Annotated in this window: 27 protein-coding genes; 11 read left to right on the plus strand and 16 right to left on the minus strand. The window is 43.8% G+C overall.

The window, feature by feature from the left end:
* The first annotated feature begins 132 nt into the window (after positions 1-132).
* Complete coding sequence (locus MKX40_RS23165) at positions 133-555, plus strand: hypothetical protein (protein ID WP_339236645.1); 423 nt, start codon at positions 133-135, stop codon at positions 553-555.
* 133 nt (positions 556-688) lie between these two features.
* On the opposite strand, the gene MKX40_RS23170 is transcribed toward MKX40_RS23165, so the two are convergent.
* A complete protein-coding gene (locus MKX40_RS23170; protein WP_339236648.1) occupies positions 689-1,852 on the minus strand; it encodes an iron-containing alcohol dehydrogenase in 1,164 nt (387 codons plus the stop codon).
* Positions 1,853-1,949: 97 nt separating this feature from the next.
* On the opposite strand from MKX40_RS23170, the gene MKX40_RS23175 reads away from it, so the two are divergent.
* The gene (locus MKX40_RS23175) at positions 1,950-2,906 is read left to right on the plus strand and encodes an aminoglycoside phosphotransferase family protein (protein ID WP_339236650.1); all 957 of its coding nucleotides are present in this window, start codon (positions 1,950-1,952) and stop codon (positions 2,904-2,906) included.
* Between the two features lie 177 nt (positions 2,907-3,083).
* Here MKX40_RS23175 and MKX40_RS23180 read toward each other — a convergent pair whose 3' ends face one another.
* From MKX40_RS23180 to MKX40_RS23195, 4 genes are all read right to left on the minus strand, one after another.
* On the minus strand, positions 3,084-3,962 hold the full coding sequence (locus MKX40_RS23180) for a TatD family hydrolase (RefSeq protein ID WP_339236653.1): 879 nt from the start codon (positions 3,960-3,962) through the stop codon (positions 3,084-3,086).
* Positions 3,949-7,116: a GNAT family N-acetyltransferase gene (locus MKX40_RS23185; protein ID WP_339236656.1), complete on the minus strand. Its 3,168-nt coding sequence runs from the start codon at positions 7,114-7,116 to the stop codon at positions 3,949-3,951. The genes MKX40_RS23180 and MKX40_RS23185 overlap by 14 nt, the downstream gene beginning before the upstream one ends.
* Positions 7,117-7,354: 238 nt before the next feature.
* Positions 7,355-7,690, minus strand: coding sequence for a type II toxin-antitoxin system PemK/MazF family toxin (locus tag MKX40_RS23190; protein ID WP_339236658.1), 336 nt, complete (start codon positions 7,688-7,690; stop codon positions 7,355-7,357).
* On the minus strand, positions 7,687-7,989 hold the full coding sequence (locus MKX40_RS23195) for an AbrB/MazE/SpoVT family DNA-binding domain-containing protein (RefSeq protein ID WP_339236660.1): 303 nt from the start codon (positions 7,987-7,989) through the stop codon (positions 7,687-7,689). The genes MKX40_RS23190 and MKX40_RS23195 overlap by 4 nt, the downstream gene beginning before the upstream one ends.
* A gap of 431 nt (positions 7,990-8,420) precedes the next feature.
* On the opposite strand from MKX40_RS23195, the gene MKX40_RS23200 reads away from it, so the two are divergent.
* Complete coding sequence (locus MKX40_RS23200; RefSeq protein WP_339236663.1) at positions 8,421-9,026, plus strand: DedA family protein; 606 nt, start codon at positions 8,421-8,423, stop codon at positions 9,024-9,026.
* An 84-nt stretch (positions 9,027-9,110) separates the two neighbouring features.
* Here MKX40_RS23200 and MKX40_RS23205 read toward each other — a convergent pair whose 3' ends face one another.
* From MKX40_RS23205 to MKX40_RS23215, 3 genes are all read right to left on the minus strand, one after another.
* A complete protein-coding gene (locus tag MKX40_RS23205) occupies positions 9,111-10,310 on the minus strand; it encodes an MFS transporter (protein ID WP_339243172.1) in 1,200 nt (399 codons plus the stop codon).
* Between the two features lie 334 nt (positions 10,311-10,644).
* The gene (locus MKX40_RS23210; RefSeq protein ID WP_339236666.1) at positions 10,645-11,682 is read right to left on the minus strand and encodes an ROK family protein; all 1,038 of its coding nucleotides are present in this window, start codon (positions 11,680-11,682) and stop codon (positions 10,645-10,647) included.
* A 199-nt stretch (positions 11,683-11,881) separates the two neighbouring features.
* The gene (locus MKX40_RS23215; protein ID WP_339236668.1) at positions 11,882-12,151 is read right to left on the minus strand and encodes a hypothetical protein; all 270 of its coding nucleotides are present in this window, start codon (positions 12,149-12,151) and stop codon (positions 11,882-11,884) included.
* A gap of 305 nt (positions 12,152-12,456) precedes the next feature.
* Here MKX40_RS23215 and MKX40_RS23220 point away from each other — a divergent pair, with 305 nt between their 5' ends.
* The 5 genes from MKX40_RS23220 to MKX40_RS23240 all read left to right on the plus strand — a co-directional run bounded on the left by MKX40_RS23220 (position 12,457) and on the right by MKX40_RS23240 (position 16,812).
* Positions 12,457-13,116, plus strand: coding sequence for a hypothetical protein (locus tag MKX40_RS23220; RefSeq protein WP_339236670.1), 660 nt, complete (start codon positions 12,457-12,459; stop codon positions 13,114-13,116).
* A gap of 32 nt (positions 13,117-13,148) precedes the next feature.
* Positions 13,149-13,733, plus strand: coding sequence for a hypothetical protein (locus MKX40_RS23225; RefSeq protein WP_339236673.1), 585 nt, complete (start codon positions 13,149-13,151; stop codon positions 13,731-13,733).
* 309 nt (positions 13,734-14,042) lie between these two features.
* Positions 14,043-14,654 carry a TetR/AcrR family transcriptional regulator gene (locus MKX40_RS23230; RefSeq protein WP_090809647.1) on the plus strand — a complete coding sequence of 204 codons (612 nt, stop codon included), beginning with the start codon at positions 14,043-14,045 and terminating at the stop codon, positions 14,652-14,654.
* Between the two features lie 423 nt (positions 14,655-15,077).
* Positions 15,078-16,400 (plus strand): amidohydrolase family protein, encoded by a 1,323-nt coding sequence (locus MKX40_RS23235; protein WP_339236675.1) that lies wholly within the window; start codon positions 15,078-15,080, stop codon positions 16,398-16,400.
* Between the two features lie 34 nt (positions 16,401-16,434).
* The gene (locus MKX40_RS23240; protein WP_339236677.1) at positions 16,435-16,812 is read left to right on the plus strand and encodes a DUF554 family protein; all 378 of its coding nucleotides are present in this window, start codon (positions 16,435-16,437) and stop codon (positions 16,810-16,812) included.
* A gap of 285 nt (positions 16,813-17,097) precedes the next feature.
* On the opposite strand, the gene MKX40_RS23245 is transcribed toward MKX40_RS23240, so the two are convergent.
* From MKX40_RS23245 to MKX40_RS23260, 4 genes are read right to left on the minus strand one after another with little or no spacing between them, the layout of a single operon-like run.
* Positions 17,098-17,364 carry a hypothetical protein gene (locus MKX40_RS23245; protein WP_339236679.1) on the minus strand — a complete coding sequence of 89 codons (267 nt, stop codon included), beginning with the start codon at positions 17,362-17,364 and terminating at the stop codon, positions 17,098-17,100.
* A gap of 4 nt (positions 17,365-17,368) precedes the next feature.
* Positions 17,369-18,163, minus strand: a complete 795-nt coding sequence (locus MKX40_RS23250) for an ABC-2 family transporter protein (protein ID WP_150365926.1) — start codon at positions 18,161-18,163, stop codon at positions 17,369-17,371.
* A gap of 25 nt (positions 18,164-18,188) precedes the next feature.
* Positions 18,189-18,977 carry an ABC-2 family transporter protein gene (locus tag MKX40_RS23255; RefSeq protein WP_124115778.1) on the minus strand — a complete coding sequence of 263 codons (789 nt, stop codon included), beginning with the start codon at positions 18,975-18,977 and terminating at the stop codon, positions 18,189-18,191.
* Positions 18,978-18,991: 14 nt separating this feature from the next.
* Complete coding sequence (locus MKX40_RS23260; RefSeq protein WP_124115777.1) at positions 18,992-19,996, minus strand: ATP-binding cassette domain-containing protein; 1,005 nt, start codon at positions 19,994-19,996, stop codon at positions 18,992-18,994.
* Between the two features lie 292 nt (positions 19,997-20,288).
* Here MKX40_RS23260 and MKX40_RS23265 point away from each other — a divergent pair, with 292 nt between their 5' ends.
* Positions 20,289-21,494, plus strand: a complete 1,206-nt coding sequence (locus tag MKX40_RS23265; RefSeq protein WP_339236685.1) for an amidohydrolase family protein — start codon at positions 20,289-20,291, stop codon at positions 21,492-21,494.
* Between the two features lie 26 nt (positions 21,495-21,520).
* On the opposite strand, the gene MKX40_RS23270 is transcribed toward MKX40_RS23265, so the two are convergent.
* Complete coding sequence (locus MKX40_RS23270) at positions 21,521-21,778, minus strand: type II toxin-antitoxin system HicB family antitoxin (protein ID WP_339236687.1); 258 nt, start codon at positions 21,776-21,778, stop codon at positions 21,521-21,523.
* 120 nt (positions 21,779-21,898) lie between these two features.
* Positions 21,899-22,492, minus strand: a complete 594-nt coding sequence (locus tag MKX40_RS23275; RefSeq protein ID WP_339236689.1) for a YdeI family protein — start codon at positions 22,490-22,492, stop codon at positions 21,899-21,901.
* A gap of 262 nt (positions 22,493-22,754) precedes the next feature.
* Between MKX40_RS23275 and MKX40_RS23280 the strand changes: the two genes are divergently transcribed.
* Entirely contained in the window at positions 22,755-22,979 is a 225-nt protein-coding gene (locus MKX40_RS23280) for a hypothetical protein (RefSeq protein ID WP_339236691.1), read from the plus strand.
* Between the two features lie 160 nt (positions 22,980-23,139).
* Positions 23,140-23,499 (plus strand): membrane protein insertion efficiency factor YidD, encoded by a 360-nt coding sequence (gene yidD / locus MKX40_RS23285; RefSeq protein WP_339236693.1) that lies wholly within the window; start codon positions 23,140-23,142, stop codon positions 23,497-23,499.
* A gap of 42 nt (positions 23,500-23,541) precedes the next feature.
* On the opposite strand, the gene MKX40_RS23290 is transcribed toward yidD, so the two are convergent.
* Positions 23,542-24,045: an EVE domain-containing protein gene (locus MKX40_RS23290; protein WP_339236696.1), complete on the minus strand. Its 504-nt coding sequence runs from the start codon at positions 24,043-24,045 to the stop codon at positions 23,542-23,544.
* A 72-nt stretch (positions 24,046-24,117) separates the two neighbouring features.
* Positions 24,118-25,065, minus strand: coding sequence for a YafY family protein (locus tag MKX40_RS23295; protein WP_339236698.1), 948 nt, complete (start codon positions 25,063-25,065; stop codon positions 24,118-24,120).
* Positions 25,066-25,136: the final 71 nt, after the last annotated feature.

Here is a 25,136-nt window from a genome sequence, read left to right on the forward strand (position 1 = left end):
AAAATATGACATCCCCATCATCGGTTAATGTATGAAATACATATCGTGAAAGAAAAGGACGATTCATTGAAGGGGAATAGGAATAGGAGTACAATCCATCATATGGGTTCGAAGTAGAAGAGGAGAAGTGATATGGTAAAACCAGCTTTACCCACACTTTTAAATGTCGTGCGCATTTTATTAAGTGTAAAATTGATCTACGTGATGGTGTCCTTTATTGTGTTCCTCATCGATTTTAACCAGAACATGGAGGCCTATCTTGCTTTCTCACGCAAAGGGGATGATCTGGCTTACGCCTCTGGCGTAATCGTAGGCAGAATGTTGTTTATGATTGGACCAAGCCTGCTCGCCGTTATATTCATCACCAAGAGAAAGTTCAAGCTCACCGTGACATTTCTAAGTTTGGCGCTACTTGTTGCTATTCCCAATGAAAGTAACCTGTTTATCCTGATTCATCTCTTCGCCTTGCTCATCGTGCTCTTGCACCGTCCAAGCAAGTTGTATCTGAAACGGATGTATACTGGTGGGAATGATGAAACGGTTGAACAAGCTTAAAGTGCTCGCAAGATATGATCTGGAATATGCCGTTGAACGTACAATAGATGATGTTAAAATAAAAACAAGGACTTTCCTCAGTCGTACAGGAAGGTCCTTGTTTATTACATTCACTATATAAGTGAATTTCCAATTACAGTGCGGCTTGATAGATTTGCACGACATCTTCACGCTGCAATTTCTGGAAGAATCCGAACGGACCGAATCGCATCGCTTTATCAGCCATCGCGTCAATCTGACTGTCGTCGATGTCATAGTCAGCTAGACGGCTAGGAGCACCAATCGAAGTCCAGAAATTACGCAGGGCTTCGATGCCTTCTTCAGCCACTTGTTTGTCTGATTTTCCATTAGGATTGATATCAAATACATTAACAGCCATACGTTTGAATCGACTTACATCCACATCCAGATTATGCTTCATCCAGTGCGGGAACAGTATGGCAAGGCCACCCCCATGAGGAATGTCATACACGGCCGACACGGCATGTTCAATATTGTGAGATGCCCAGTCTCCTGCAAGGCCCATATTCAGCACATCATTAAGCGCCATGGTTCCACAGTAGAGAATGGTTTCGCGCAGTTCATAGTTTTCCGGATCTTTGATCAGGCGAGGGGCAGTATCGATGACAGTACGAAGAATCGTCTCACAGAATCCAAGCTGAACCGGTGTATTCGTATCCAGATGGAAATAATGTTCAAACACATGCGACATCATGTCCACCATACCGTATACCGTCTGATCCAGAGGTACCGTAAATGTGTTTACCGGATCAAGAATCGAGAATGCCGGGAATGAATACTCGCTGAACCATGCCCATTTCTCCTGTGTATCTTGATTCGTAATCACTGAACCGTTATTCATCTCGGAACCTGTCGCTGCCATCGTCAGAATTGTACCCAGTGGAAGTCCGCCCTGCGGAGTTGCTTCGCGCACAACAACATCCCACATATCCCCATCGTATTTGGCCCCTACGGCGATGGCCTTAGCGCAATCAAGTACACTGCCGCCGCCAACCGCAAGAACGAGATCAATGTGATGTGTTCTGCATAGTTCTACGCCCTTATGAACTGTAGATAGACGGGGGTTCGGTTCTACACCAGCGAGTTCCGTCACCTCTGCTCCAATCTCATTCAACTGGCCGATCACCTGGTCGTACAGGCCGCTGCGCTTGATACTTCCACCACCATATACAAGCAAAATACGCTTTCCGTATTTTGGAACTTCGGTTTGCAGTGCTTGAAGCTGCCCTTTGCCAAAAATCAGCCGGGTCGGATTATAAAACTGAAAAGATCTCATTACGTATGTTCCTCCAAAAAAGTCTTAAATTTTGTGCATCCACCATTATAGTTCTCTTTATTCGTAAAAACAAATACAGCCAAAAAGGAGATAACAGATGAGCATGGAGTCTCTCACATTACAACAACTAATAAAACACACCATTCATCAATATGTATCCTCGGATGTTCACATTCAAAGTATTACAAGTAACCCTGTCGGGACGGGATCTCAAGCCGTTGAATTGCTTCGACATTATATTGAATTCCTTGTAAATGGAGTGAACAGGGATATTTCTCTTGTGACCAAGAAGGCCACGTTTATTGAACGCTCTGCCTTGTCCAGATTATTTTTACAAGGAGCAAATGTACCTTATAGCCTAACCAATGAACCTCATAACAAGGATCGCAGCCTGATCTGTATCCAAGATGTAGACTACCAAACCGATTATAGTCATTTGAATATAAATCTGCTTCAGAATAAAGAATTACGAGCATTGGCTTACATACACGGAACGAATATGGGGGCAAAAAAAGAATTGCCCTGGATACCTAATGTGGATCGATCTCATATCGTTGATATGATGGAAAACCGCTGGAGACCTTCGTGGAAAAACGCTATAGAAAGTCCATCATTCATTGAGGAATACGGATTACCGCTCATCTCGGAAATTGAAGCTGTAGCAAGAAACATCGTAGATGATCTTGAAATTCTCATCAAGGATGAACACACACATACGATGATTCATAATGATCTGAATCCTGGCAATGTATTGGTGCACAACAATGAGGACGTTTATTTTATCGATTGGGAGGAAGCAAGATATGGCTCCCTGTTCTTCGACATCCCTCTGCGCTGTGCACATATGAGACAAGTTGAGGTCTATCGAGAGGCTCTTAGTTCTCAAGGATACGATATTCCACAACATCAATTTGAAAAGTACTTCTCCTCGGCATCCCGATATCTCGGAATTCGTTATATGAGTTGGAACCTTGGAGTTTGGCAACACTCCCCCCAAGCCAAAGACGACTTAAAAAAGTATATGAAAATGGTGACTGAACCCTTGTTCTCCTGATCACTTCATTTCAGATTAGACGTAAGATGAATTCACTCTCATCTTGAACCCAAACAGCTCCTGCCAGTAAAGTGGCAGGAGCTTACATGGCAGGGATTTAACGTGAACCTCGCATCTTCCATGAATGACATACACGGATGATATCCCCTCAAATATTAAAGTTTCATTACTTCCCTTTTAACCCAGATCTGCAATCCGCTGTCCAATACGTGGAAACAGCCCAAAGGCATTCTCGTAGAACACCTTATCATGATGCTGTTCCGGTACAAGTCGGCGGACAAACTCGGCATACAGGTCGATAGGGGCAAGCGGCCAGTCCGTGCCAAACAGCATCTTCTCGTAATGATCCGAATAGACCAAGGCCCGACGGAAATGATCCATGAACAAAGGCTCGTTCATGAAGCGTTCAAAATGAGGTCGATCCCCCACCACAAGACCGGACAGATCCGCATACACATTCGGATTCTTCGCCACCACTTCAGCCGCATCCATCACCCAGGGATCGCCCAGATGACAAATCATGAAGTTCACACCGCGCTGCTGAAGTGCTAATTCATCCACCGTCAGTGGATGGGAATACTTGAGTAACCCGTTCATGGAGTATGTGTCTCCTGTATGAATCACAACAGGCAAGTTGTACTTGGCTGCGAGTTCATAGACAGGGGTATAGATTTTGTCATACACATAGTGATGATAGTAACCGGCATAGAGTTTGATTCCGGCTACCTCAGGGGATTGCAGTCTAGCTTCAATCCGGTCAAGCTCATCCTGAGCATTTTTTCCATCCAGCGCATTAGGATTAATGCCCACGCACTCCATGAGGAATGACGGAACCTTTTCCTCCAAATCAAGCCCCATCGGGTTGGGGGAACTGGAATCCGGGAACGCTCCCTTCGTCTGCTCCGTAACCCCCATTCCAATGCCCAAAATGACGTCGTTTTTATCGAATTCCGCTTTAAGACCTGCGGCTGAGTAATCCACTTTGGACAGATCGATTGCTGTTCGGTGAAAGCTCTCGATGTCCGACAGATGAATATGAATATCAATGATCGGCATGTGAAGCCTCCTTTTTATCGGTAGAAGTTACAAAATTCAGTTTCAGAAGGTCATGCACATCCGCTGAACTCAGCGGGATGGGTCCCAGGACAAGATATGTTGGCTCCGTCCAGACCGTCTCCCCGTGATGAAGTGTCAGATGATGATTCACGTGCAGACCCGTCACCTGATTGTTGGCAAAAGCCCAAGCACTCTGATTCGGGTAACGATGGACCGCATGCAGCATGTTTTCACGCGAAACCGATCCGACTCGCAAAAGGTCTTCCAGTGGCAGGCCCACATCTACTTTGCCTAATGGGAATCGATCTTTGCCCGGTTGCTCTATCCATCCTTCCGCAAATACAGATGAAGGCTGTAGGAAACGTTCCTCCGCAAGCGAGTAATCCGTCAGCGTCAGGCCACTTTCGTTTGTCACCGCAAGCAGCGTGCAGAGCACAGGAACACCCGGCAGCATCAGATAATGCTGGTGAATTGTGATTCCCCGATTCGCTTCATGCTTCTCAATCCGGGTGGTCAGTTTAATGCCCTTCCAGACGTTACCGTATTGATCCTTCTGCTCTGTCCAGGAAGCGACTCTTTGTTCCAACTGGCGGCTGAAACCATTCATGCCCGGGATCGCCACTCCCAACCCGCCGTACCACGGATTCCACCATGAGCGTGGAGCCGGTTCAGGGTACGAGCTGTCCAGCCATTCTTCGCCTGCAACTTTCAGTGAGTGTACGACACTGCCGAATTCTGGAGTAACGGCGATCGACAATACGCCATTGTCTACAGTGTATACAGATCCCGAAGAACCTTCTTCAATCTTCTGCTTCACCTCTGTTCCGGTCTGCGGGAACCAAAGCGCCGTTCGCACCTGAATCCGATCTTCGCCCCGGTATAGCCCACGAACTTTCCAACCACTCACGTGCTGGTGGCGATCCACTTCGTCCGGTGAAAATGTCAGCTTGGCGGAGTTTAGACTCTGCTCCGGATTGAATTCCTTCGCTTTTGCCATAACCTCCGGTTCGCTACCCTGCTGCACATACAGCTCCAGCTTGCCCGCAAGCGGAACCAGTTTATGTTCAGTCAACGTTGCTTGCAGCACATCCGGGGCAAATGGATTCCCCTCACTGAGTGTCAGATCCAGATGACTGTCTAGCAAAGGAATGACCGGGTTACGCTGCTTCCGGGCAAATGCACGGAAATCATGCCATTTGGCAAACGTGTTCAGAGCAAACACCGTTTCCTTGGTTCGTGCTACAGCCCCTGCCTCCAAACGTCCCAGTTCATGCTGCAACCCCAGCGTGTATTCCGGACGAAGAAGCTTCAGGGAAGGGTCCCAATAGATGCCGCACGCGCCATACTCTTCTTTGCAGAACAGCCAGTTCTCCGTAATCTGTGAGCTATTCCAATGGTTCGGATCACCCGCATAATCATCACCCATGTCAACGAAGCGCCCCTGATAAGGAAGGATCAACCTGTTACCATAGAACCCGAAGTTATTCATTAGATACAGGTCCTCTTCCCAGGCAGTATCTCGTGTATTTTCAACTTCGTGGTGGAATTCGGCGATTCCATTCGCAGACAGCTTGACCACGGACTTAATCTGTATGCCAGGGAAATCCTCCGAGTCATACAGCGCTTCAAGAACCTGACGTTCCCCTTCGGGATAAATATTCACTTCTTTGGCTTGTTTCTTGGATAACTCTTCAGCAAACGGCTTACCCAGCTTCGGATAAGTCCACCAGAATGAATGACGGGAACCGGGATATTCAATCCACATGACGTTATCATGCTTGTTCATATGGAGCGAGAATGCGCCATTGACGGCCACCCATTGATCCTCAATTTGCCCGCCATATTTGCCCTCGATTCCCTTCATCAGGACAGAAATTTTGCTTGTAAAAGAGATCGCATGGTTCCCCACGGGGACAGCCGTCACTTCTACTTCTTGGAAATATAGACCATATGAACGCAAGGTGAAGCGTACTGGCACAGACACTTTGCCTTTGGCAGGCACCGTAAAGCGTATCGAACGCTCCGCCCATTCAAGGAATTCATCCTCAGGCAGGTTCAGGCTGAACTCTGTTTCTGCATCCACATTATTTTCCACATTCAGAATTAACTCCGCAGGGATACCTGGATAGAGCTCTTTCACGGGCAAGACGGTCTTGATCTTGGCCGGGAATTTCGGGGCAATACCTAACCTGAACTCCGCTTTCTTACCACCGATCAACCATGTGCTGGCAACAACGGGATGGGTTTTATTGTTATTCTGTTCCTCTGTAATCGGATCAAGGTGAAACTCACCTTCCACGGTAATGGTTTCTCCCGGAGCAACTGCTCGTACAACGTCCAGCGCAAATCGAATATTTTTGTTATCCTGACCCTTGATTTCGATCGCCAGTTCTGACGCAGAAGTGTTCTTAATGCGATAGCGAACCATATAGCTGGAACCGAAAACCAGATCATGATCATCGACCTCTGTAGCGATCTCGTAATCCGGTGTTTCGAGGGCCGTCAGCCCGCGACCCGACTTTTCAAATTCAGCCCGCAGGGAGACCTCTCCCTTTTTCCACGTATAGTCAAAGAAATCAAACCCACGCTCCCGTCGGCCATCCGGCTCGACGACGAGTTCACGCGTGCTGTCTGCATACCAATCCAGCTCCTCGAAATATGGAGTGAGTGCTTCGGTCTGCAAGATGGTGGGGATGAAATTCATTAGATGCACATTCTCATCTTTTTTCTCCCAGAAGAATCCGCATTTCTTGTACATCGGCACAGCCTTCGTATTGCCTGCCCATGTGAACAGATCCAGACGGGGCCATCCGGCCTCTACGGTCTTGCGCACAGCATTCAGGATCAGGTTGCGTCCGACCTTGTACCCGTGATAGTCAGGGCGTACATTAAGCAGCGGTACATATAACGCTCTCTCGTCATAGCGGTAGTGAGCAAAACTGCAGAAGCCCACCACCTCTTTCCCATGAACGGCTAGAAATGCGTGAAGATTGGACGAACTCTCCATCTCGCGGCGAACCGTTTCCTCTGTTCTAAGGTTGGTGCCACCTCCCCAGCTCTCATTACTGCGGTTCCACATATCCGCGAGTGCGGCAGCGTAAGAGGGATCGTATTCAATAATGTGAATTTGATCGATAATCGAAGTTACGGTCATGTTCGGATCTCCTTCTCTTTATGTACAGGATGGTGAAGAAGCTAGTGATAGTCTTATCATACTATATTTGGAAGCATTTTCAGAGGATTAAAAATCTTTCTTATCAACTTATAAGTGCCTTTCGGAAGCTCTTATTCGAAGCGTCAAGGATGGATGAAGCTACTTAGATATGAAAGAAAAAATCCACGTCTTTTAGTTAGACGTGGATTTAGGAATATGATCAGCTACTAATTTTCAATTATGCCAATATAGAACGGACATTGCGTAGAACTGATTTCATAAATTCAGAGGTTGGTTCGGCATGTCCCGCAATTTGGATACGTCGTTGCCGCACATCAAGACTCTTCAACTGATCTGTCAAAACAACACCTGAAAATGGCAGGTCTTCTGGTAGTGTAACTTCAAAAGGATAATCCTTGGCTTGGCTCGTTATGGAACATACAACGGCAAAACCCGTTATTTCATTGAATTCAAGTTCCGATAGAACAATAGCCGGTCGTCTCCCGGCTTGCTCATGACCCGCTTGAGGATCAAAGTCAAGCCATATCAGATCGCCTCGCTTGGGAATAATCAAAGTAACTCGTTCCCTTCAGTGCCAAAGTCTATTTCTTCATGTCTTGCATCCTGTTTTACTTTAGAGAGCAACGTCTTTAGATGGTTACGAAGTTCCTCATTGGACTCTACAGGCTTGGTTTTTGGACGCAACAACAATTCATTATCTTCTGTCACCAAAATCTCGATTTCCGAGCCTTCTTCCAGATTAAGACGCTTAAGCAATTGGTTAGGAATACGAATTGCACTGCTATTTCCCCATTTGCTAAGTGTGGCTGTAGTCATGGCAATCCCACGCCTTTCGTTTGATTGATGCTCCAATTATACCTCACCTCCCTACAGTTGTATATCTATATGATATACATGAAACAATAAAAGGATACATTGTATTCAACCATAATATGGATCTGGTCGATAATCGAAGTTTCGGTCATGTTCTGATCTCCTTCTCTTTATGTACAGGATGGTGAAGAAGCTAGTGATAGTTTTATCACGCTATATTTGGAAACATTTTCAGAGTGTTATATTGGTGTTAGGGGCAGGGTGATATGGAGTTCATCTTGTTCGAAGACCGACCGCCTGCTCAACGCATGTCGAATGAGATATCGCTTATGTATGACCTAACATATCCCGCCGTGACGGGCTTAATCGGATATGCGTGTGAGTTTTGACAAGCTCTATTCGCTATTGTTACTCTTGGTATAGGAGTGTTTCTAAACTATAAAAAATAGATAGATTTGTGGAGGGAAAGCATGACGGAGTGGATCACGCAATTTATACTTTTTTTCAAAGATTTGTCGTACGCAGGTCTCGTTATTGCCTTGTCGTTTGAATTCGTACCCGCTGAACTCGTGCTGCCCATGGCGGGATATTGGGTGTACCTTGGAGATATGAAACTGTGGCTGGCTATACTGGCGGGTACCGTAGGTGGAACGTTTGGCCCTCTGACGTTATATGCCCTGGGACGGTACGGCGGCAGACCTATGGTCGAAAAATACGGCAAGTATTTCTTGATTAAACCTCATCATCTGGACGCCTCCGATACGTTCTTCGAGAAATATGGCAGCGGGGTCGCTTTCTATGGCCGTTTTGTACCTGGCATTCGGACCGTGATCTCCATCCCTTGCGGAATGGCGAAGATGAATGTGTTCAAATTCAGTCTCTTTACATTCCTGGCCATGCTTCCGATCACCTCATTATACATCTACTTAGGCTTCAAATTAGGCTCTCAATGGGAGCACGTGGATGAGATTGTTAAACCTTATATCGTTCCGGCAGCGGTGGTTTTCTTGGGCGGATTCGGATTGTACGTGCTTCTGAAACGTTGGAAAAGAAGAGCGGCTTTGAACAAATCATAGGAGTTACTAATCTACTCATATATTCATATGCAAAGCCCCACCGATCATGGAGATCAGTGGGGCTTTTATCTTTGCAATTGATTTCTAAATCAATTCCTGCCTTCTTTTCAAATACACATACAACACTACGCCAGATACCGCACAGATCACCGCACATAATCCAATGAATCCATATCCCGCCTGAAGCCCGCGCAGCAGTCCCAACTGAGTCGTTGAACCGTATATATTCTTCACACCTTCAATGACCCAGCCAATCACATAGTTACCGATGACACTACCAACCCCCATGAGCGTAACCGTGAATGTAATCGCAGTGTCACTGCCGTTCGGATATCTGCGTGCGATAAACGCCATAACAGTTGGATAGATCATCGCTATGCCCGCGCCAGATATCGCAAAGAAAATCGCAAGACGCTCTCCCCCTGCAAGCGCCACGAACGTACATACTCCCGAGAACGCTGAGAACAGAATCAGTGACAATACAAATCCGATCCGGTCCGTCAATGGTCCAAGCAGCAAGCGTCCTAGCGAGAATGTGAGGAAGAACGCAGATAACAACCCGGAGGCTTTGACCGTGTCCCACGTGTAGGCTTTCTCCAGGAAATTAACCAGCCAACCCCCAACCGCCAGTTCCGATACCACGCCAAAAGAAAGAATGAGCACCATCAGCCAAAGGGCAGGATCACGTGTTAACGTCTTAAGCGAGGTCCGATCTTCATGAGGAAGATCATCCCCCGGGAATTTGCTGCGCAGTGCCGCAATGATTGGCAACAGACAGAGCGACAACATCACCAGATACATGCCGCGCCAGTCCAGTACATGTCCGAACACGCTCAACGACATCACCCCTGTCGCCAGCAAAGGCGCCACCGTGGAACTTAACCCATAGAAGAAATGGGACAGGTTCATCATCGTACCTGTGTTTTTCACAAAGATCCGCGCACCCAGAATCGCCAAAGCAATCTCCAGCATGCCGTTACCGATGTACATGAAGAAGTACGATGAAGCAAAGAGCGGATAGTTGTGAGACATATAAATGAACACGCCCGATAGAATCATCGATGCAAACGATATGATGCTGACAGCCTTGATGCCCCATTTGCGAACCAGAATAGCTGTGAAGGAGCAGGCAATCAGGTAACCCAGTGCATTCAGGGACAATAACGTCCCGAGCTGTTTCTCATCCAGATTGAAGTCGAATTGAATGCGCGGAATGGCTGGTCCCTTAATATTTTCCGATATGCCAAATACGATAAATCCCAAAAAGATTGTTGCCAGTTGCATGGCGTACAGCTTGTTGAACTTTCGTTTGTTGCCTTGTGTATCTGCTTGCTGATTCAAAATAAGTTCCTCCAGTGTGTCTATATAAGTTGAAACAAGGGTCATTAACTCGGACACTCCGATGACAGAATAACCTTCCAATCACTGTTATCCCCAGATTTTTTTGAATTCCCTTCTCCAAAGGGAAAATCCGGGGATAAAGGTGACCGCTTCGCTTTTTCAGGTTTTTTCTGTCCTCTCTGTTACCTGTTCAATGAAATAGTTCACTTATATAAAAGGGATATTACAACTCATTGATCTGATGAAAGATCATCCTTCTGATCGACGTTCAGTTCCTTTACCACTGCTTCTCAATTACCTGAATGCGGTAGGTCAGGCTCTCCAGTGTAACAGCGACTAGCCCAGTCACATACTCGCGCCGAGTGTCTCTTTGGATGATCAACTCCGGCATATGTTCCTGTGGGATCAGGTGATCCCGACAGCCTTGTAACAGGTCATCCCGCATAGCCGGGTCCATTGTATCGCCCGTAACGACAATCGCTGCCGGGTTAATAATCGCAATGATGGAGATCAGCGTCTTTGTGACGAGTTCCTGCAACCCTTCCGTCGTTTTCAACATGCGCAGCTGCTCTTCCCGTGACACGCCAAAAGGTAAAAAGGACACCTCGCCCCCAAATTGCGTGTTCCCCGTCAGCGGACGACCATCAATGATAAAGCCTGCACCCGGAAAATGATTCTCCGGAAACGTCACCACCGCGAAGTTCTTCTCTTCCTCAAATTGCTGCTGGTTGTAAAGTCCGTAAACTGTCAGGTTCATGTCGTTGCCAATAACCACTTCCACGTCTTCATATTGCTCCTTAAGCCTTGGCCCGAGCGGCTGATACATCAGCTCCGGTACATCGCAAATCCCAATCACGCCGTTGTGCGCCACACCAGGTATGCCGATACCAATCGCCTGCACATTGTGGTGTTGTTCGATCAGATTTGCAATCAGATCCTCTACCACCGTTACATTAATTTCTTCCAAAATGAGCGTCTGTTCGTCCGCCATATCTCCGTTCAGATTGGCATATGTATGTGTGATTGAGTGAATGCCGCCCTCTGTCCGAATAATCAGACACAGCACACTGGCGTAGTCCGCATTGAACTGATACCGACTTGCAGGTCTTCCCCCACTCGATTCATCCGGGCCCAGATCAATAATCTCACCAGTTTGGAGTAATTCGTTCAGGATCGTGCCGCATGTCGCTACGCTGAGTTTCGTCAAGTTCGCGATGGAAGCCTTCGTGCCTACGCCCATGGATCTGAGTGTGTTCTTTACCAATTCAACGTTAATGCGCTTCACCTGTTGGGTGTTGTGTGATGTGGGTAACATCGTTAGTTATATGCCTCCTTTCGTTCATTTCGAACCATTCAATGAAAGTTTTTAAAAGTGTTTTAATAATTGAAGTGTAGGGGGATTTGTGGGGAAAGTCAATGCTTAATTGGAAGGGGAAAACGTTTGGATGGGAAGGCAAAAGGACAGTTCATGATCATCTTGTGTGATCCTGCACTGTCCTTTAGTTAAAGTGGTTTTATGTAGACTGGCTCATTTGATTTGCCAAGATGCTCTTCTCCAGTCGGACTTTAAATAATTTTCGGTTTAGATCCTGCTCCATGGCATGAAGGTGATATGCTGCTTGTTTCACTGTCTCCATGTCTAGCACACCTGCCTGCCTCGCGATAATATCCATGGCGTCCAGGATGAGTTTGTTACATGTGACCAGTTGATCGACGTAATCGTCTTCTTGTCGGACGAGTTGTACGTACTGCGAAGCGAGGTCTTCGCTGTTGGTACTTGTCATGTCACCACTCCTTTGTTAAGGACAGGGTAACATATCACTAGTAAAGATGTGGTACGTGAGAACGTACCATTGTATTCCTATTCGCATCATTGTTTATTAACAGTAATCATCTATTTGACTGAATGAATTTATAGTAATCTTTAAGTTTTGCCTGCTACACATGCGGCTTTATGAAGTATTATTATTATAGATTTCCAACATAAAAATCATTAATTCAATTTTTTATATAAATATGTTAAACATTCCTAGAAGTTCCACCGTCTAATTATTGGAAAGAACATAAATTTAGATTGGAGGTTAGCTTTATGAATAAAAAATTAGTTTTTTCAACAGTCATACTCTCTTTAATGGCAGGAGGAATGATTTACTCAGGTACACTTGATCAAAGGAATTCAGGGTCAGTCGTTAATGGGGATGCTCAGACTTCAGGACCTATTAATAATCAAGAAACGGATGAAAAGAAAACCTTCAAAGGTCAACTAGAGGTATTTCCCTTCGAGGATGGGGTTAAACAAGCAGATTTAATTGTCAAAGTAGTATTACGTGAAAACCTTGGTGAACTTACCGAACCCGTGCCTAAAAGTATATTTAATGCTCAAATTCTAAGTACACAAAAAAGTGACCCTACACTAGTATCAGAAACTATTAGTATCATGCAACAAGGTAATAGTGAAGTCTTGTTTAATGATAATCCGTTATTCCAAGAAAATGAAGAATATATTCTATTCTTGAAAAAAGCTGTTGGTTCTGTGGCAGAAGAATATCCAAACCTTTATTGGATACTGGGTGAAGAGACTAATATGTATAAAAATATTAGAAATAACACTGTTGAAAAATTAGGGTATATTGACAAAGAACTTTATGATGTTGAGAACAACCATACTTTAAATCTCAATGAAACGCCTAACACTCAAGTGCTCAACGAAGAAGAATTCATTAAGAAAATAGAATCAGTAACTAAATAATTTAACAAAGAGAAAGAAATGGGGTATAGATTATGAGAAAATTCCTAGTAAAATTGTCAATAACTTCTCTTCTTTTATCAACTCTTGTTCCTATAAATGCATATGCACATAAGTCTCCTAATACTTGTCACCCGAATGGAGAATCTTCTGGATACTCTGTTGATTGTAACAATCAACAAGGTTCTTCAAGTTTCACTTATAATCTCCAAAATGTTGACTCAACATACGCTGGATATGTCAGTAACGGAGCCTCAAGGTGGAATACTACTGGTGTAGTTAATATTACAAAAACTAATACTGAGTCTACTAACGGAAGAGTTATTAAATACACTGATCCTAACACGAGTACCATTGCTTACTTTGGTAATTATTATTCTGACGTTAACGGACATTTATATGCTTGGACTTTAGGAATGAACACATCAATTATGTCTTCTAGAACAGCTGCCCAAAATTCACATGCCTTAACACATGAACTCGGTCATGCTATTGGATTAAATGATCTTTATAGTGATAATAATCAAGGAAAGCTAATGTATGGATATTCGACTTCAACAGCATCTTTTCCAACCAGTAGAGATATTGCTGGGGCAACCGAAGCAATCAACGGAAGTTAGTCGTATTTTAATTTTGCTCTGATAACTTATAAATGAATCTCATAATTCAATCTAAACAATCCCCTTCTATACAAAGTAGATGTTTTGAAACAGTTCCCTAAGTAGCCTTGGTTCAATATTCGACTGAACTAAGGCTGCTTAATTTTTCTTGTATTCAAGTCCGACAATATAAAAAATATCCACTTAGCTACAACTTAGGTAGCATATTTGTTACATTACTGTTGGAATTTCCTCCCCGATTTGACACCCCCTAAAAAAAGGTCTATCCTAATAACGAACTAACCATTCACTATTAAGGAGTCGTTCCCGATGGTGCAAGCCAAGAAAGACGAAGTTAGGAAAGAGATTGAATACGCGGCGCTCAAGGTCTTTTTTGAAAAAGGCTATGTGGATGCCAAGATGAGCGATATCGCGGATGAGATCAATATTTCCGTGGGCAATATCTATACTTATTTTAAGAACAAGAAGGAACTCTTCTACGCTGTCGTGCCGCCGGATCTGGTGGATTATCTGAAAAATGTGCTGGTGGAGACGATTCACTTTGATAATCAGACCTTGTTCGAGGAAACGGATAGCGAGCGAAAGTCGGCGCTGTTACAGGAACAGGTGGATGTATTACGGAAATACCGGAATCAGATTGTGATCATCTTCGAAAAGAATAAAGGAACGATCTACACCAACGCCAAGAATGAACTTGTTGAGCTGATGATCGAAACCAAGAAGGCCTATCTGAAGAACCAATATAAACGGTATGAGATTGGCACCGAGGAGAACTTGATCCTACTGAACATCCTCGCACACAACGTGATCGACATGAACCTGGATCTGTTGAAGCGGGATATGAGCGAGGACAGCCGGAAGCAAATATTCGAAGCGTTGTATGTATACAGACTGTACGGTATGAAAAGTCTCAATGAATAACGCTCCTTCTCATCAATTATGCTGGTTAGACAAAGCGTGCAGATCAGGTCATTTTCACTTGGTTTGCACGCAAAAAATATCTAACATTAAGCAGCTCTATTTTTTTGATCCAAAAATGAATTAATTATTCATTTTTTAAGTTGAATATTTACCATTTACCAAACTATTTAAGTTGAACCTACATTTACCCGATAACGGAGAGGACAGAAATAACCAGAGGAAGCGAAGAGTTCGCCAAAAGCTTTCTGAAAGAAAGCTACATCGTAAGCATGTGCTTATCACCGGATTTCCCCTAATAAGAGAGTATCAAAAAAATCTGGGGATAACAGCGATCCGAAGGTTGTTCTGTCATCGGAGTGATAAGTGTACATACCCATCATTCAACTTATATAGCTTCACCCACATTCTAAGGAGGAACACAACATGAACACCGCTTACGCATTAAAAAACGTCAATCTGATCCACGGAGATGCCAACAGCAATCTGCAAAAAAACATGACAATTCTCGTCAATGAACAAGGACTTATTCAGGATATCGGCCGAGATCATGAACTTATTATCCCAAGTCATTACAGAACAATCGACCTCTCAGGAAAATACGTAATGCCAGGACTGATCAACGCCCACGTGCACCTCTTTGCAGATGGTAAACCATTCAGTCTCTCGGTCAGCGAAGGTATGTTGAAGTTCGCATATGATCGAATCCTGAATACGAAATTCGGCAGAAACATATTGAAAAAACGCATGAAACGCAACGCGCTGACCGCACTCCATGCGGGTGTAACAACGATGCGCAGCGTGGGAGAATTCTTTTACACCGACGTCCAGCTGCGGGATGAGATTAATAACGGTGACTTTGTCGGTCCTAATCTGCTTGTCTCCGGGTTTTTCCTAAGTGTCACAGGCGGACACGGCGCTCCATTCCTGGCTCTGGTGGGCGATTCCCCGTGGGAAGCCAGAAAAAATGTACGCATCAATGTGAAACACAGTGTGGATCTGATCAAAATCTGTGTGACGGGCGGCGTGACGGATGCGAAAATGGTGGGCGAAGCTGGTCGTTTACAGATGACGGTGGAGGAAGTTGCGGCGATCTGTGACGAAGCGCATAAGATTGGCCTGCGGGTAGCAGCCCATGTGGAAAGCACGGAAGGTGTACGTGTTGCGTTACAAGGTGGCGTGGATACCATTGAGCATGGTTCGGAGATGGATGACGAAATCATTCGTTTGTACAAAAATAATCCCAATGCCCTGAATGGCTATACCGCACTCATCCCCACCCTGCAAGCCGCCTATCCAGCCGCCTCACTGGATACCAGCGTAACGAAGGTAAGTGCAACGGTAAAAGAAAATTCCAGACTCGTCTACGATTCCATGCTCAAAGGTGTGAAGCAAGCGATCGAAAACGACATTACCATCGGGATTGGCACCGATGCCGCCATGCCTTACGTAACTCACTATGATATGTGGAGAGAGATGGACCACTACATGAGACAGGCCAACCTGAACAACAAACAGGTCATCGACATGGTAACTCGAACCAATGCGAAGATCCTCGGTGTTGACGATGTTACAGGGACGGTGGATATCGGGAAACATGCTGATCTGATTATGATGGAGCAAAATCCGCTGGAACATATCGGAGCCTTGTCAGACATCTCTATAGTCATGGTCAAAGGAAATCTAATTCAAACACCATCTGTCACAAGAATCAAAGAAGTCGACGATGTTCTAAACTCAGTTTGGTGAATTCAGAATTAAAAATAGGATCAGGAATGAAATCATGCTTGGTATATTTTCAATTGTTTTTCATTATATGCGGAAGTACCCGTGGGGCCCTCTCCAAGAGTTCATGAATGACGGATACAAGTCCATACTCAATCAAGTGATTGGAATCAGCGCGCTCATCATAGGCACGAGTACAACCATGAACAGCATATCCAACAGTCAATATCAGATTATGTTTATCATTTTCCTCACCATAGACGGGATCATTGGGCAACTGATTAATTTCGAGAACATCTTGTCCAACCTCATAAATGATATTACTATGATTGGCGGCATCTTGGTGCTTTGTACAAGGTTAAATATTTTGAAGATTACGAAGATCAAGGTATTGAATCAACTGCCTGCCTTATTTGTCCCGATCTCTTATGCTTAAGTTCGGGTTGAAAATGAGATGTAAGAACAAAATTAACTCATTCGTGTCTATAGCTTAAGACAAACTATCACAGAAACATATAAAAAGTTGACAACACTTAATTGTCGACTTTTTACGATAATTTGATTGGGTAATTCCATTGTATGAATGCTTATTAATGCAGTTAATGGTGACTTTCCCGTTCTCAATATGAATATATTTGGCTAAAACAGCTACTTTGGTTTCCCTATTTAAGGTATTCCAATAAAAATCAAGAGTTTCGGTTGATATCGTCAAAGACACTGACTATAAACGGCTCGCCCTCAAGGAAGGAATGGGGTCTCCATTTGTCGCATAGGTTGTTATACAATGGCCAAGCCCATTCAAAAAAGCTAATTTAGCCTCATTCAACTTCTTAATATTATACAGATCAATTTCCAACTCTTTTGTATAACCACCCTCAAATCGAGAACTAACGAAACTTACTAAACGATGTTGCCTGATAAATTGCATGACTCCCATTTTGTCCGTTTGAGGTAAAAGATTCGAGATAGCCTCCTTTATTTGTTCCACAGACTTAACCTCCTGCACCTTGATATTTATTCACGCTGAGCATCCACAGACGGTAACCAAGCAAATAAACCAGAGGACCTATCACAGGTACAATCCACATCGTCCATGATGACAACAGCGCGGTGCCTTTGGTAAGCAAGAATGCAGCAGGATAGAAATTGATGAACGCAAATGGAATGACAAACGTTAAAAGTACTTGTATGAATGTACCGAATACAGGGAGTGGATACGATATGAATTCCTTAAATTTGAAAAATAAGGTGAACAAAAAATTCGTTCTAATCCAAACAAAGGATACGGCTCCGATTACCGACATGAATCCAGCCTGAATCATGGCCCCGCCAATGATACAGAGAATAAGGTACAGCACTTCAGCCCCGGATAAATTCAGGTTTAACTTAAAGAGTGCCCAGAGCAGCACAGACCCTGATATCGCCACATGTGCAAGGTATCCCAAGTTGAATCCCCTGCATACCAAGTATAGGTATGGATTCACGGGTTTGATCAATATTGAATCAAATGTCCCATTCTTCACTTGATTCTCAAGGTCCCGCATTTGCACAAATGAAAAAGAGGCTCCTAGTGCGTAAGTGAACAGCCCCAGACTGTACAACAACGCAATTTCAGGCCAGGACCAACCGGCCAGAGTATCAAACTTTCTTAGAAACAGCCAAATAATAATATAATCTCCGGTATAATTAATGATTTGAGCAATAACTGCAAGGAAGAAGTCCCCGCGATATTCCATTCTTTCTTTAGTTAACAAAAAGACTAATTTCCCAAAAAGTTTCAATGTCATTTAGATCAGCCTCTCTACAGCTACATTATCCACCTTGGACCACCAGACGCTTGATCGCCCTATTCCATAACCAGCACACAAGAAGAGTCAGCCCCGCAGTCCATACTAGACCTGTAATAATAAAAGTTCCTATCTCCTGAATCGTGACCGCTCCCAAATAGATTGCAGCAGGAAGATATCCCAGGTACAGGAAAGGAAGCATTTTGGTTATGGTCACCCACGAATCCGGAAAAAACCATAAGGGTAAAAAGGAACCTGAAAAAATCGTGATGAATCCGCCCAACATCCAATTTAATGCAAAGTGATTCATGAGCCAAAAAGCCAATAAAGATATAAGGTACCCCAACAAAAACGAAATGGCCAATGCCAGGATTAAAGCAATCAAAAAAAACAGAAAATGAATTGCCGAAGCTGGAGGAAGAAAACCAAAGAAAAACCATGCGATGAATAAAGAAGGAATAGAAGTAAACACCAACTGATAGAATGAATTCCCTAGTCCCTCAGATAATAGATGTAGAGGATAAGAAAGAGGTTTAATAAGTTCCGAAGCGATTGAACCTGTTTTTAGACTGTTATCCACTTTTGCACTAATTCCGGTAAGTAGCAGGGCAGCAAGCAACGTGTTGATAATGCTATATGTAATCATTTGCTCTACACCTATGCCTTCAATCTCTCCATTCCCTAGAACTGCTCTCCAGATCTCAGTCAGAATCAAAATAGCCACAAAATTCCCGAGCAATCTTAGCCAAACTTCAGAACGATATGAAAGTTGATTCGAGAATGTTTTTACACCAAACATAATATACGTTTTCAACCCAGGCCCTCCTTTCACAACTCATTTGCTCTATCTTCTTCGTCCAATTTTCTATAGAGTTTCCGAATGACCGAATCTATGTCTGCGCTTTCAATAGAAGCATCTTCAACTGCATGTTCACTAGCGATCTGATTCACACAATCAAATACGGTCCTGTCGCTTTTTTCAAATAAGTACGTTTTTCTTAACCCTTCGTCCTTTATTAGTTTAATCCCGGGTATATCAATCACGCCTGGTTCTTCCCGGAAGTAAATGATAACCTGGCGCTGATCACCCAACGTTGTTCGAAGTTGTTCGACAGATCCGTCATAAACCATATTGCCTTTGTTCACAACAATCATTCGTTGGCAAATTTCCTCAATATCCTTCATGTCATGAGTCGTCAAAACAATGGAGACTTTCTTCTCACGATTAATCATCCTTAGAAATTCCCTAATCTGTTCTTTGGCAATGACATCCAGACCAATCGTTGGTTCGTCTAGAAATAAAATTTTGGGATCATGCAGTAAGGCCATTGCGATTTCCACTCGCATTCTTTGACCCAAACTTAATTGTCTAACAGGCTTTTCAATAAATGAGGATAACGCTAGGAGATCGGAATAGTAGTTCAGATTTTTTTGATATGTGGAGTCTGAGAGCTTATATATGTATTTATGAAGATCAAAAGAATCACGAACCGGAAGATCCCACCATAAATTACTCCTTTGTCCAAACACAACGCCAATATTTTGAGAATTGCTCTGCCTTGCTTCATGTGGGATCGAACCAAGAACCCTTAGCTGGCCAGAAGTCGGAACCAATATTCCCGTCATCATCTTAATCATGGTGGATTTGCCCGCACCGTTTGGACCTAGATAACCTACTGCTTCTCCTTCCTTTATCGAAAAAGTGATATCACGTACCGCTACTTCCTCCGTATACTGCCTAGTAACTAGACTTCTCAGAGAGCCAACCAATCCCGAAAATCTTTTGTATTGCCGATAAACCTTTGTGATACCGTTTACATCAATGATGCTCATAAATCACACCTCGTCCACTTCAGTTAATGTTACACAACTCAATTTATTACAATTTCCACCATTCTTTTTAACATATTACCTTTTTGTAAAATGAAAAAATACCATGTTTATTAGATTATTTTTCATATTATAATTAGGTATTTTTTCATGCTGCAATTCTTACTATCAATAATATATATATATCTACTCACTTTTTGTAATATCATTCAACTCAAATCGCGTTAACCTTTATCAAAGTCATCTCGGTAAAGCTAATAACGCTATAAGGTCGAAGTTCATCAAGAAATCCCCCTTGAAAAAGGGTTGTTTTAATAACGTACCAGCCATTCACTATCAAGGAATCGTTTCCTATGGTATGCCTGGCCTGATTAATGCTCACGCGCACCTCTTTGCAGATGGTAAACCATTCAGTCTGTCGGTCAGCGAAGGTATGTTGAAGTTCGCATATGATCGAATCCTGAATACGAAATTCGGCAGAAACATATTGAAAAAACGAATGAAACGCAACGCGCTGACCGCTCTCCATGCGGGTGTAACAACGATGCGCAGTGTGGGGGAATTCTTTTACACGGACGTTCAGCTGCGGGATGAGATTAATAACGGCGACTTTGTCGGCCCTAATCTGCTTGTCTCCGGGTTTTTCCTAAGTGTAACGGGGGGACATGGTGCTCCATTCCTGGCTCTTGTGGGCGACTCTCCGTGGGAAGCCAGAAAGAATGTGCGCATCAATGTGAAACACGGCGTGGATTTGATCAAAATCTGTGTGACGGGTGGCGTGACGGATGCAAAGATGGTTGGCGAAGCTGGACGTTTACAGATGACAGTGGACGAAGTTGCGGCGATCTGTGACGAAGCGCATAAGATTGGCCTGCGGGTAGCAGCCCATGTGGAAAGCACGGAAGGTGTACGTGTTGCGTTACAAGGTGGCGTCGATACGATCGAGCACGGTTCGGAGATGGACGACGAAATCATTCGTTTGTTCAAAAATAATCCCAATGCCCTGAATGGCTACACCGCACTCATCCCCACCCTGCAAGCCGCCTATCCATCCGCTTCACTGGATACTAGCGTAACGAAGGTAAGTGCAACGGTAAAAGAAAATTCCAGACTCGTCTACGATTCCATGCTCAAAGGTGTAAAACAAGCGATCGAAAACGACATCATCATCGGGATCGGTAATGATGCCGCCATGCCTTACGTGACTCACTATGATATGTGGAGGGAGATGGACCACTACATGAGACAGACCAACCTGAACAACAAACAGGTCATCGACATGGTGACTCGAACCAATGCAAAGATCCTGGGTGTTGACGATGTTACAGGGACGGTGGATATCGGGAAACATGCTGATCTGATTATGATGGAGCAAAATCCGCTGGAACATATTGAGGCCTTGTCCGACATCTCTATGGTCATGGTCAAAGGAAATCTAATTCAAACACCATCTGTCACAAGAATCAAAGAAGTCGACGATGTTCTAAACTCAGTTTGGTGAATTCAGATATGTAAAAGTAGAGTCGATCAGTAATACGTAATATTGGCTTCAATTAAATACGCTTTATCTTTAGAGTTCAATAATTCAGGCATTGTGCTTTGAGGTGGCGGAATATCTTCAAAAGGTTCTCCATCCAAAAATAATTCAAGTGCTTCTTTCGCCATGAATAATGCTTCTTCAACTGAATTGCCACAGGTGATACATCCAGGCAGATCAGGAAATGTAACATTAATTCCATCTTCAGCAAAATTAAAAATTGCGTAGTATTGGTAAGTTCGAATCATATGGGACGCCTCCTGTTATCTAAATTTTTATTAAAAACAGCAAAAAGCCTTTCGTATTATATTCTGAAAGGCTTTCAACTCGTTTAACTTTTCATTTTCCTCAAATATATTGTTATAAGATTAATCATTCAACCCTTTGCCCTCCAGGATCGGCTGCATGTACTTCTCGATTCGTGACACTTTTGTCTTGGATTGCTTCGGTTGTGAGAAATAATAGAGATAGGCCCGCTGCCGTCCGGGTGTGAGTGCTTCAAATGCATCTCGGAAAGCAGGATTCTCATCGAACTGCTGCTGAAGTTCCTCCGGAACGCTATATTCGGCAGTCTTTTTCATCTCCACTTGCAATCCGGCTTGTTCCACTTCAATCGCTTGCTGGATGTAGGCTTTGATCCAAGCCTCCTGCTCCACAATCTGCTCCAGACTGGTGAAGCGAAGCTGGCGCTCTGCCTGTACATTCTCCGTTTGCTGAACCAAAATGCCATGTGTATCCTTCAGCAGAGCACCTTTGAAGAACAGGATCGCGACGTACTCTTTGAAACCATGGATTAGGACGATGTTTTTCCCATCAAGCATATAACAAGGATGCATCCATTTCATATCCTCTGTCAGGTCAAAATCCCGAATAATCTCTCTCAGCTTCATGGACTCTTCCTGCCACGTTTTAAGTTTCTTAAGATAGCCGTCAACTTTGCGATTCCCACTTGTATCCGTCATGGAGAAATACCTCTCTTTATATCATGTTCTTATAGGTTCAATTGTACTGGTTTTCATTGGATTGTACAGCGTTGCTTACAGAGCTTTTATTGACCTTTCCACTTGAATTTAAACCTTAATAGCAAACATAGCCACCCTCTCAGGGTGCCCTATCATTCAATCCAATCTCATCTAATAAGTTTCAATCGACAGTTCACCATACCCATAGTAAAATAATGGAATGTCTATTTCCATAATTCCAACATATGAAAGGATGATTCAAATGAGAGAGTACACAGTTGTTCCAGGTCCCAAGAATGTTCAAGTAAACCGAGGTGATACTCAGGCTGCTGTTAATTTATTCGCTGATATCATCAATCACAAAGCAAAATCCGGATGGATCTATCAATCCATGGAGTCGCTAGCCGTTACCGAGAAGCCCGGTTGTCTCCAGCAACCCGTTACAACGCATCATTATATGCTGATTTTCTACAGAGAGATGCATTAATCGCACAACAATCATGAGAAACTCCGAATCTGAGGAACTGATATATAATAACATGCCATCCGAAGAAGAACTTATTAGACTCTTACATACACATCATGAAGAAAACGATCCTCGAAGCAGTTTCTATATAAGAACTCATGTTATTCCAGAAATCGATTGGTTGAAGTCTTTACTCAACGTTACACTTGCACTATTCACAGGACTAGTCATCTCTATGATCTGTTTCTATCTTCTGAATCTATTCATTCCAGTAAATGCTTTGCTAGGTGCCCAGATTGTTTTCATAGCAAGTATGTTTTTCATCGTTCTACGACGTGCTGGAGCAATCCTGATATGGAATGTTAGAATTTATCAACGTTTTGCACCCATTGAAGTGAGGAACAAATGTCGCTTTGAACCAAGCTGTTCGGTATATATGATTCAAGCGATTGAGAAATACGGAACGGTCAAAGGTCTTTCCCTGGGCATCCAGCGTCTTCGCAAATGTAATATCCACGGTGGAGGATATGATTATCCATAAAGCAAAAAGGTCCATAGGCAATCTATGGGCCTTTTGGTTTGGTTAACATTTCTGGCTTGAGCTAATATCCAGTAGTGATTGTGTCTCACCTTCCAACATGGAGGAAGCTATCATCATGAAGTCTTCAGCCCCAATCTCAAAATGGCCTTTGCGAAATGGAAATCCCCAATTCCGATTGCCGCGTGTAAAAGTGAGTTGGTCTAACAAGGTTGCAATCTTCACTTCTCGGCATGGAAGATAACGGAGATCTCGGCGAAAGGGTACAAAGGATTCCGACATCTGAAATTGGTAAACCCTGTTGTCGATAATCTGACCAATAGCGGTAAACGCCTGAAGTGGCTTCCCTGTTGATATCTCTGTACGTGGAGAATAGTATATCATCCAGTCACCTGGGGACATCTGTCTCAACATTGCGGACTTGCCATGGCACAGCTGCGCAAACCCTCCCTCTACGGCTACATTCACATGAGAAGCAGATACAACACCAATCCAATATCTACTGTCTGTCTTTTCTAATGATTCCAATACTTCCGTTGCACTTCTCATCCGCAACCAACTCCAATTCCTCTTGATCTGTGATATATCCAAGTATAAAAAAACACTACTGACAGGTGTATGTCAGTAGTGTTTTAAGATGTTTTTGGCGACTTCCTGCATTCGAAAGCGTAAAGACTCCGGCTCCAAGACCTCGATATCCCCACCCCAGCCAAGCAAATAATGTAATATTTCCTCCGGATGGCGGACACGAAAATGAAAAATCACACCATCCTCTTCCTCCTCAAATGCATCCATATAGAAATGAAGGGCCTCCATAATTTTGTCAGCAATCTCAGGTTTAGCCCGAATGAATACGTGTTCGTTACGGTCGTCAGGAGGTCGATAACTGTTCAGATCAAAATCTGGCGGAAAATGGAAGTGTTCCTCCAGCTCTGAAAGTTCAGTCATGCGTGACAAACGAAAATGACGAATGTCTTGCCTTAGATCACAACGTGCAATCAATACCCAATTCTCCTGGACAAGCGAGAGTCCATAGGGGGAAACCTCACGCATGTTATACCGAGTGCCATCCGCTCCCGGCATTTTCTTCAGGTACATAAAGCTGATCTTCCGTTGCTCCAAAATGGCATTACGAATCTGGTTAAGGTATGTCTTCACCCTCACTCGAGTTAAGGGTTCAAGCGTATGAAGCGTTCGCATCGTTTCCCGGACACGTGTGGACTCGTTACGAACGGATTCAGGTAAGATGGCTTCAATTTTCCGTTGAGCCGATTTAGCCTGCATCGCGTATTCCGTATCCAATCTCTGTTCAATAAAATCAGCTCCCATAAGCAGGGATACCGCTTCTTCTGCGCTGAAGCTTACCGGGGGCAGAAAATATCCTTCCATCAAGGAATACCCATGACCCGGGGCTCCCATGATCGGAACGCCAGCTTCACTTAATGCCTGGATATCTCGATATATCGTACGTACACTTGTCTCGAATTGAGCCGCTAAATCTTCTGCTCTTAACATCTTTCTTCGCTGCAATTCAAGCGTAATTGCAAGCTGCCGCTCCGTTTTGTTCATGTTCCAAGCCCCCACCGTTTCATCATCCAGATAACTTATTCTATCACAATAACTTGTCCTCTTAACTTCTG

The sequence above is a fragment of the Paenibacillus sp. FSL R5-0517 genome (assembly GCF_037974355.1).
In the GTDB taxonomy this organism is placed as follows: domain Bacteria; phylum Bacillota; class Bacilli; order Paenibacillales; family Paenibacillaceae; genus Paenibacillus.

Excerpts from the sequence above, each read along its gene's own strand:
- MKX40_RS23240 (WP_339236677.1), top strand. The coding sequence starts at position 16,435 with ATGCTTGGTATATTTTCAATTGTTTTTCATTATATGCGGAAGTACCCG.
- MKX40_RS23250 (WP_150365926.1), bottom strand. The coding sequence starts at position 18,163 with ATGACATTGAAACTTTTTGGGAAATTAGTCTTTTTGTTAACTAAAGAA.
- MKX40_RS23295 (WP_339236698.1), bottom strand. The coding sequence starts at position 25,065 with ATGAACAAAACGGAGCGGCAGCTTGCAATTACGCTTGAATTGCAGCGA.
- MKX40_RS23230 (WP_090809647.1), top strand. The coding sequence starts at position 14,043 with ATGGTGCAAGCCAAGAAAGACGAAGTTAGGAAAGAGATTGAATACGCG.
- MKX40_RS23165 (WP_339236645.1), top strand. The coding sequence starts at position 133 with ATGGTAAAACCAGCTTTACCCACACTTTTAAATGTCGTGCGCATTTTA.
- MKX40_RS23270 (WP_339236687.1), bottom strand. The coding sequence starts at position 21,778 with ATGATTCGAACTTACCAATACTACGCAATTTTTAATTTTGCTGAAGAT.
- MKX40_RS23290 (WP_339236696.1), bottom strand. The coding sequence starts at position 24,045 with ATGAGAAGTGCAACGGAAGTATTGGAATCATTAGAAAAGACAGACAGT.
- MKX40_RS23180 (WP_339236653.1), bottom strand. The coding sequence starts at position 3,962 with ATGCCGATCATTGATATTCATATTCATCTGTCGGACATCGAGAGCTTT.
- MKX40_RS23200 (WP_339236663.1), top strand. The coding sequence starts at position 8,421 with ATGACGGAGTGGATCACGCAATTTATACTTTTTTTCAAAGATTTGTCG.
- MKX40_RS23235 (WP_339236675.1), top strand. The coding sequence starts at position 15,078 with ATGAACACCGCTTACGCATTAAAAAACGTCAATCTGATCCACGGAGAT.
- MKX40_RS23275 (WP_339236689.1), bottom strand. The coding sequence starts at position 22,492 with ATGACGGATACAAGTGGGAATCGCAAAGTTGACGGCTATCTTAAGAAA.
- MKX40_RS23185 (WP_339236656.1), bottom strand. The coding sequence starts at position 7,116 with ATGACCGTAACTTCGATTATCGATCAAATTCACATTATTGAATACGAT.
- MKX40_RS23175 (WP_339236650.1), top strand. The coding sequence starts at position 1,950 with ATGAGCATGGAGTCTCTCACATTACAACAACTAATAAAACACACCATT.
- MKX40_RS23170 (WP_339236648.1), bottom strand. The coding sequence starts at position 1,852 with ATGAGATCTTTTCAGTTTTATAATCCGACCCGGCTGATTTTTGGCAAA.
- MKX40_RS23220 (WP_339236670.1), top strand. The coding sequence starts at position 12,457 with ATGAATAAAAAATTAGTTTTTTCAACAGTCATACTCTCTTTAATGGCA.
- MKX40_RS23225 (WP_339236673.1), top strand. The coding sequence starts at position 13,149 with ATGAGAAAATTCCTAGTAAAATTGTCAATAACTTCTCTTCTTTTATCA.
- MKX40_RS23280 (WP_339236691.1), top strand. The coding sequence starts at position 22,755 with ATGAGAGAGTACACAGTTGTTCCAGGTCCCAAGAATGTTCAAGTAAAC.
- MKX40_RS23215 (WP_339236668.1), bottom strand. The coding sequence starts at position 12,151 with ATGACAAGTACCAACAGCGAAGACCTCGCTTCGCAGTACGTACAACTC.
- MKX40_RS23205 (WP_339243172.1), bottom strand. The coding sequence starts at position 10,310 with ATGCAACTGGCAACAATCTTTTTGGGATTTATCGTATTTGGCATATCG.
- MKX40_RS23260 (WP_124115777.1), bottom strand. The coding sequence starts at position 19,996 with ATGAGCATCATTGATGTAAACGGTATCACAAAGGTTTATCGGCAATAC.
- MKX40_RS23210 (WP_339236666.1), bottom strand. The coding sequence starts at position 11,682 with ATGTTACCCACATCACACAACACCCAACAGGTGAAGCGCATTAACGTT.